The sequence below is a fragment of the Streptomyces sp. NPDC020379 genome, from assembly GCF_044387105.1.
Classification (GTDB): domain Bacteria; phylum Actinomycetota; class Actinomycetes; order Streptomycetales; family Streptomycetaceae; genus Streptomyces.
On record NZ_JBIRVR010000050.1, the window covers coordinates 1 to 6674 of the forward strand.

6 protein-coding genes and 1 pseudogene are annotated in these 6674 nt (G+C 74.3%); 4 read left to right on the forward strand and 3 right to left on the reverse strand.

What is annotated here, in order from left to right:
- From ACH427_RS32185 to ACH427_RS32200, 4 genes are all read left to right on the forward strand, one after another.
- Positions 1-177, forward strand: a 177-nt coding sequence (locus ACH427_RS32185; protein ID WP_398875352.1) for a 3-hydroxyacyl-CoA dehydrogenase family protein, incomplete at its 5' end; no start/stop codon positions are given.
- Between the two features lie 127 nt (positions 178-304).
- Positions 305-1690, forward strand: coding sequence for a ferric reductase-like transmembrane domain-containing protein (locus ACH427_RS32190; protein WP_398875343.1), 1386 nt, complete (start codon positions 305-307; stop codon positions 1688-1690).
- Positions 1691-1821: 131 nt separating this feature from the next.
- Entirely contained in the window at positions 1822-2247 is a 426-nt protein-coding gene (locus ACH427_RS32195) for an FMN-binding protein (protein ID WP_398875345.1), read from the forward strand.
- Positions 2248-2281: 34 nt separating this feature from the next.
- Positions 2282-3019, forward strand: coding sequence for an FAD:protein FMN transferase (locus ACH427_RS32200; protein WP_398875354.1), 738 nt, complete (start codon positions 2282-2284; stop codon positions 3017-3019).
- A gap of 124 nt (positions 3020-3143) precedes the next feature.
- On the opposite strand, the gene ACH427_RS32205 is transcribed toward ACH427_RS32200, so the two are convergent.
- From ACH427_RS32205 to ACH427_RS32215, 3 genes and pseudogenes are all read right to left on the reverse strand, one after another.
- The gene (locus ACH427_RS32205; RefSeq protein WP_398875347.1) at positions 3144-4646 is read right to left on the reverse strand and encodes a flavin-containing monooxygenase; all 1503 of its coding nucleotides are present in this window, start codon (positions 4644-4646) and stop codon (positions 3144-3146) included.
- A gap of 221 nt (positions 4647-4867) precedes the next feature.
- Complete coding sequence (locus tag ACH427_RS32210) at positions 4868-6220, reverse strand: hypothetical protein (RefSeq protein ID WP_398875349.1); 1353 nt, start codon at positions 6218-6220, stop codon at positions 4868-4870.
- A pseudogene (locus ACH427_RS32215) lies at positions 6217-6674 on the reverse strand (carboxylase); the annotation flags it as partial. The gene ACH427_RS32210 and the pseudogene ACH427_RS32215, both read right to left, overlap by 4 nt.

The following is a 6674-nucleotide window of genomic DNA, read 5'->3' on the forward strand; positions in this document are numbered from 1 at the left end:
GGCCCGCTCAAGCTCGCCGACCTGATCGGCCTGGACACCGTGGCCTCCATCGCCGAGTCGCTGTACGAGGAGTTCAAGGAGCCGCTCTACGCCCCGCCACCCCTGCTCCAGCGCATGGTGGAGGCCGGGCTGCTCGGCCGGAAGACGGGCCGGGGATTCCACTCCTACGACCGGTGAGGCGGAGGCGCGCGTCCCGGGATCCTGTGAATCTCCTCCGGACCCGGCCCGGGGCGGTTTGCTCACAGGGTTTTCAGAGGAAGCGCTGGAAGGCTGGCCGCCTTGTCACCGTGGGAGAGGAGAACAGGTGGCCACCAGCACTTTCGACGGCCCGGCCGTCGTACGCGGCGGTCCTCCCGCGCACGCGGCCGCCCCCCGCCCGTTCCGGGTCGGCCCCCTCCCGGCCCAGGTGCTCATCTGGGCCGGGGCCGCCGCCGTGCTCGGGCTGTGGTGGACCGACACCCCGGCGGTCGTCGGCCCGGCCGGCCGGCTGACCGGAGCCGGCCGCATCACCGGCCTCCTCGCCGGCTACGCCTGCGCCGTCCTGCTCGCCCTGATGGCCCGGGTGCCGGCCCTGGACCGCGGCGTCGGCACCGACCGGCTGGCGCGCTGGCACGCCGCGGGCGGCCGCTACACCGTGGGTCTCGTCCTCGCCCACACCCTGCTGATCATCTGGGGCTCGGCCCTCACCACCCACTCCGGCGTCGTGAGCCAGACCACCACCCTCGTCCTGACCTACCCGGACATGCTCAAGGCCACCGCGGGCTTCCTGCTGCTCCTCGCCACCGGAATCCTCTCGGCCCGCGCCGCCCGACGGCACCTGAGCTACGAGATCTGGCACTACCTGCACTTCGCCACCTACCTCGCCGTCTTCCTCGCCTTCGGCCACCAGCTCGCCAACGGCGCCGACTTCGTGGGTGACAACGCCGCCCAGCTCGCGTGGTACGCCCTGTACGGCGGCGTGGCCGCGCTGCTGGTCTGGTTCCGCTTCGTGGTCCCGGTCCGGCGCGGGCTCCGGCACCGGATGCGCGTCTCGCACGTACGCACCGAGGCGCCCGGCGTCGTCTCGGTCTACATCACGGGCGCGCGCCTCGACGAACTCGGCGCGGAACCGGGCCAGTTCTTCCGGTGGCGCTTCCTGTGCCGGGGCATGTGGTGGACGGCCAATCCGTACTCCCTCTCCGCCCCCGCCCGGCCCGGCCGCCTGCGCATCACCGTCAAGGCCGCGGGCGTGCACAGCGCGGCCCTCGCCCGGCTCGCCCCCGGCACCCGGGTCTGGGCGGAAGGCCCCTACGGCGGCTTCACGGCCGCCCCGCGCGCCGCCCGCAGGGTCCTGCTCCTCGCCGGCGGCGTCGGCATCACCCCGCTGCGCACCCTCTTCGAGACGCTGCCGGGCCAGGTCACGCTCATGTACCGGGCCCGCCGCCCCGAGGACTTCGCGCTGCGCGGCGAGCTCGACGCGATCGCCGGCGCCCGGGGCGCGCACGTCGTCTACGCCGTCGACGAGCCGTCCGCGTACGGCTTTCCCGTCGTGCCGCTCACCGCGCCGGGCCTGCTGGGGCTCGTGCCCGGTCTGGCCGCGCACGAGGTGTACGTGTGCGGGCCGCCCGGCATGTGCGAGGCGGCGCTTCGGGCGCTGCGCGGCGCGGGCGTACCGCGTCGCCGCATCCACCACGAGTCGTTCGCGCTGTGACGCCGGTACGCCGCGTCCGCACCCGGATCCGCCCCGATGCCGCGGCTGATTCCGCACCCGACCTGATTCCGCACCCGACCTGATTCCGCACCTGATTCCGCACCCGATTCCGCACCTGAAGGAGACCGCGCGTGCGCCGAGCGGCCGTCACCGTCCTGACGACAGCCACGGGCGTCGTCCTGCTGCTGTCCCTCAAACCGCAGCACAGCCCGGCGCCCCCGGCCGTCTCCGCGCCGCAGCCCGTCACCTCGCCCGCCACGACCCTGCCTCCGGGCAGCCGGACGGGCGCGTTCACCGGCGCCGTGATCGACACCCGGTACGGCCCGGTCCAGGTCGAAGCCACCCTCACCCAGGGCAGGCTCACCGCCGTCCGCGTGCTCCAGGCACCCTCCGGCCGCGGCAGGGACCAGGAGATCGCCGCCTACGCCCTGCCCCGGCTCACCCAGGAGGCGCTGGGCGCCCAGAGCGCGGGCATCGACGCCGTCTCCGGCGCCAGTTACACCAGCGAGGGCTACATCCAGTCCCTGCAGAGCGCCCTGGACAAGGCCGGTGCCTGAGCGCGGGCGCGGGCTGCGCCACGTCGAGCACGCCATGGGGACGGTCTTCTCCTTCGACCTCCGCGACACCGTCACCCCGGCCGTCGGCCGGGCCCTGCGCGAGGCGGTGACGTGGCTGCACCATGTGGACGCCCTGTTCTCCACCTACCGGCCCGACAGCGCGATCTGCCGTCTCGACCGCGGCGAGACCACGGTCGAGCGGTGCCCGGCGGAGGTCGGCGAGGTGCTCCGGCTGTGCGCGGAGGCGGAGGCGCTGACCAGGGGCTGGTTCAGCGCCCGGGCCGGCGGACGGCTCGACCCCTCCGGGCTCGTCAAGGGCTGGGCGGTCGAGCGAGCGGCGGCGGTCCTCCACGAAGCCGGGGCCCGCAACCTCTGCGTCAACGGCGGCGGAGACCTCCGACTCCACGGCGAGGCCGCGCCCGGAACGCCCTGGAGAATAGGCATAGCGGACCCCACGCGCCCGGGCCGCCTCCTGACCGTCGTGACGGCCGATGTCCCCGCCGCCTCCGCCGTCGCCACCTCCGGCACCGCCGAACGCGGCCACCACATCCTCGACCCCCACGCCCACCGCCCCGCGCGCGGCCTGCTGTCGACGACGGTCATCGGCCCGAGCCTGATCTGGGCGGACGTCCACGCCACGGCGATCTTCGCGAGGGGAGCGGTCATGGACGCGGAGGGCTACGAGGTGCTGACCCTCGCGGAGGACGGCCGGATCGGGGGCAGCGGGGGCTTCGCCCGTGCGGTGACGGACGCCGGTTCCGCGGAGGGGTAGCCGGGAAACGGGCGTTCCGGCCCGCGAGCAGGGCGACCTGGACGAGACAGCCGAGGCCGTACGACCGCGACCGTCAGCAGGGTGAGATCGCGGTCGTACGGCCGGGGCCGGGGGCGCCGCTGGATCATCGGGTGATCCCCTCCTCGCCGGCCGGGCGGCCGCGGTCCGCGGCCGCCCGGCGTGCGGGCGTGGTGCGGCACGTGTAGGCGGCGGGGTCGAAGCGCTTGAGCCGGCGCACGAGTGTGCCGGTGGACCAGGGCCAGCAGAAGGTGTTCCGGCCGCCCGGGCCCAAGTAATAGCTGGAGCAGCCGCCCGCGTTGTACACGGTGGTCTCCAGAGCTTTCTGCACGGCGGCGTTGTAGGCGGCCTGGACGGCCGGTTTCACCTCCAGGGTGGTGTGACCGCCCCGCCGCAGGTGGGTCAGCGCGCCGGAAAGATAGGCGAGTTGCGCTTCGAGGACCGTGATGGCCGAGGTGGAGCCGGAGAGGAGGTTGGGGCCGAGGAGGAGGAAGAGGTTGGGGAATCCGCTGACGCTGGTGCCGAGGTAGGCCGTGGGGCCGTCCTTGCCCCAGGTCTCGTGCAGCGTCCGGCCGTCCGTGCCGTACACGTCCCGGGCCAGGGGCAGTTCACCGATGCGGAAGCCCGTGGCGTCGATCACCACGTCGGCTTCGGTCCCGGTGCCGTCGGCACCGATGAGACGCCGGCCGCGTACGGCGGAGAGGGCGGTGGGGTGCAGGTGGACGTGCGGCCGGTTCAGCGCCGGGTAGAAGGTGCTCGACGTCAGCAGGCGCTTGCAGCCCAGGCGGTAGCCGGGCGTCAGGGCCCGGCGCAGCACCGGGTCGTGGACCGAGAGTCGCAGGTAGGCGCGGGCCATGGCCTGGGCGGGGCCCACGAGGCGGGGGTGGCGGAAGGCGTGGCCGAAGCCCTCCTGAACGCCGTACTGACCGGCCCGCATGGCACGTTGCGCACCCGGGACGTGGGCGAGGCACCAGCCGAGTGCCGGGGAGACCGGGAGGTCGGGTTTGGGCAGCACCCAATGGGCGGTGCGCTGGAAGAGGTGCACGGCCGCCGCCCTGTCCTGGAGGGCGGGGACGATCTGAACGGCGGACGCCCCACCCCCCACCACGGCCACGCGTCGGCCGGACAGGTCCACACGGTGGTCCCACTCGGCCGTGTGGAACACCGGCCCGGGGAACTCGCCGAGCCCCGGCACGTCCAGCCGGTGCGGGACGTGCCAGGGCCCGGTGGCCAGGATCAGTACGGTGGCGCGGTAGTCGCCGTCGGTGGTCTCCAGGTGCCAGCGCCCCGCCGCCCGGTTCCACCCGGCCCGCAGGACGCCGACACCGCACCGCAGCACCTCACCGACGCCGTACCGGTCCGCGGTCGCCCGCAGGTAGTCGTGGATCTCCCGCTGTCCGGCGAAGGTCCGGCTCCACCCGGGGTTCGGCGCGAAGGAGTAGGAGTACAGCGAGGACGGGACGTCGCACGCGCAGCCCGGATAGGTGTTGTCCCGCCAGGTGCCCCCGAGCTGTGCGGCCTTCTCCAGCACCACGAGGTCCCCGAAGCCCTGCTGACGCAGCCGGATGGCGGCCCCGATGCCGGAGAGCCCGGCACCGACCACGATCACCCGCGCGTCCCTGTCCGTTCGAGGATCAATCGGATGCCCGGACGGGACCGACACCATACGCTCCCCCTGACGGCAGGGCCCTGGACGGCGGCCCTTTCCGAAGCTGACGGCACCCTCAGTGTGACGGGAAGCGGAAGAGCACCATCAGGGCGCAGAGCGGCGCGTGGACCGCACTGCCGGCGGTGCGGGCAGCGCGCGGGGGGCGCTTCGCGCCCGTGACGTCACGCGGCCTGGAAGGCGCAGCCCGCGTGGGCCTTGTTGTCGAACGAGATCACGTCCGCGCGGTCCGCGGGCAGGCCCCGGAGGAAGGCACCGGCGTACCGGCGGCCGATGAGGAAGGCACCCCAGTTGAGCGTCCAGGGGGAGAGCTCGCCGGTCTCGCGGTCGGGGAACAGCTCGGGCTGTGGCGTGACCAGTTCCTGGACGATGTACCCGCCCGCCGCCGCCCGGGAGAGCGCGTCCGCCCACTCCTGGTCGCCGGTGCCGCGGCCGAGCACGGTGCCGGTGCCGCCGAGGCCGTGCGAGGGCTTGAGGACGAGGTCCGCCCGCCGCTGAGCGCAGTACGTGAGGAGGTCCGCCTCTTCCCCGCGCACCCGGGCCGGCCCGGGGCGCAGCTCGTGCGTCCACGGCAGCAACCGCTCCACGAGCGCCGTTTCGGCGGGGTCGTACGTGTCGCGGCAGCGGTCCTCCCACAGCATGGCCAGCGCCCGCTTGTTGCCGTGCATGGAGGTGCGCAGCGGGGACAGCACCGGGATGCCGCACCGCGCGAAGGAACCGAGGAGTTCCTCGGCCCGTGCCAGGGAGGCGGCGTCGGCGGTGAGTTCGCCGAGCGTGAAGAAGCGGTGGACGGCGTCGACGGGGCGGCCGTCGACGGTGATCCTGCCGCCGCTCTCCCGTACCTGTTCCGTGTGGCAGGGGACGGTCTCGATGCCGTAGCGCTCCAGCATCGCGGCCAGGGCACGGATCTTGGGCTCGGTCTTGCGGTACCCGGGCCACCAGTCCATGAGCGCGACCCGGGGGGTGCCCCCGCCGTTGCCCGCCGTCGCGCGGACGGTGTCGGCGAGCGCGCCGACGGTGTCGGGGAAGGTCAGGTCCTCCGCCGCCGCGAAGGCGGCGAGCTTCTCGTCCTGGAGGAGCAGCCGGTTGAGTTCGGGGATGTCGAGTCCGCCGAGCGCGCTGCTGATGTTGAACTCCAGCAGCCGGAAGTCCGTACCGTCGTGGTAGAGATCGGCGCGGCCGATCCGGGCCGGCTCCGGCACCGGGGGCCGCAGGGCGACGCGCGCCTGCTCGGGGCGCAGCCCCACCGCGGCGGCGAAGGCGTGCGCGTCGCCGCCGAAGAGCCGGTCGGGCAGGGAGAACAGCAGGTCCAGGATGCCGTTCAGGTCGCTTTCGAGGCGCTCCGTCTCCGCCGCCTCCAGGAAGACCGGGCGGGTCAGGAAACGGTCCTCGAGCGCGCCGTGCACGGCCTTGAGCCGGTCCGGGTCCGGTGCGTCGGGCCATACCGCGGCGGTGCCGGCAGGGGAGGCGAGATAGCGCTCGGTCAGGGAATTGCGGGGAGTGGTCATCGTGCTCATCGGCTCTCGGTGCTCTGCGGGTACGAAGGGGCGGTGCGGACGGTGACCAGGGCCAGCGCGGCGCGGGCCCGGGCGAGCGCCTCGTCGGGCGTCGCGCCCACCGCGGTCACCGAGCCGCACCGGTCGCCGGACGCGCGCAAGGGGGAGACGGTGTCCCCGGCCCGGATCCCGGGCGAGACCGCCACCACTCCCGGCTGCCCGGCGGCCGTCTCCCAGCCGGAGACCTCGGTGGCGACGCCGGGTTCGGCGGTCAGGAACCAGGTCGCGGCGGCGCCGGCCGGGACCCCGTCCGCCGCCGGGGCGTCGGCGCCCGCGGTCCTGGCGGCCAGCAGGTCCCGGATGTCGGCGCCGTGGACGTGCCGGACGAGGTCGACGATGCCGTCACCACCGGGGCGGTTGTGCGACTCGACGACGCGGGGTCCGGCCGCCGTGAGGATGATCTCGGTGTGCGCGG

Coding starts and splice junctions, on each gene's coding strand:
- ACH427_RS32200 (WP_398875354.1), top strand. CDS start 2,282: ATGGGGACGGTCTTCTCCTTCGACCTCCGCGACACCGTCACCCCGGCC.
- ACH427_RS32210 (WP_398875349.1), bottom strand. CDS start 6,220: ATGAGCACGATGACCACTCCCCGCAATTCCCTGACCGAGCGCTATCTC.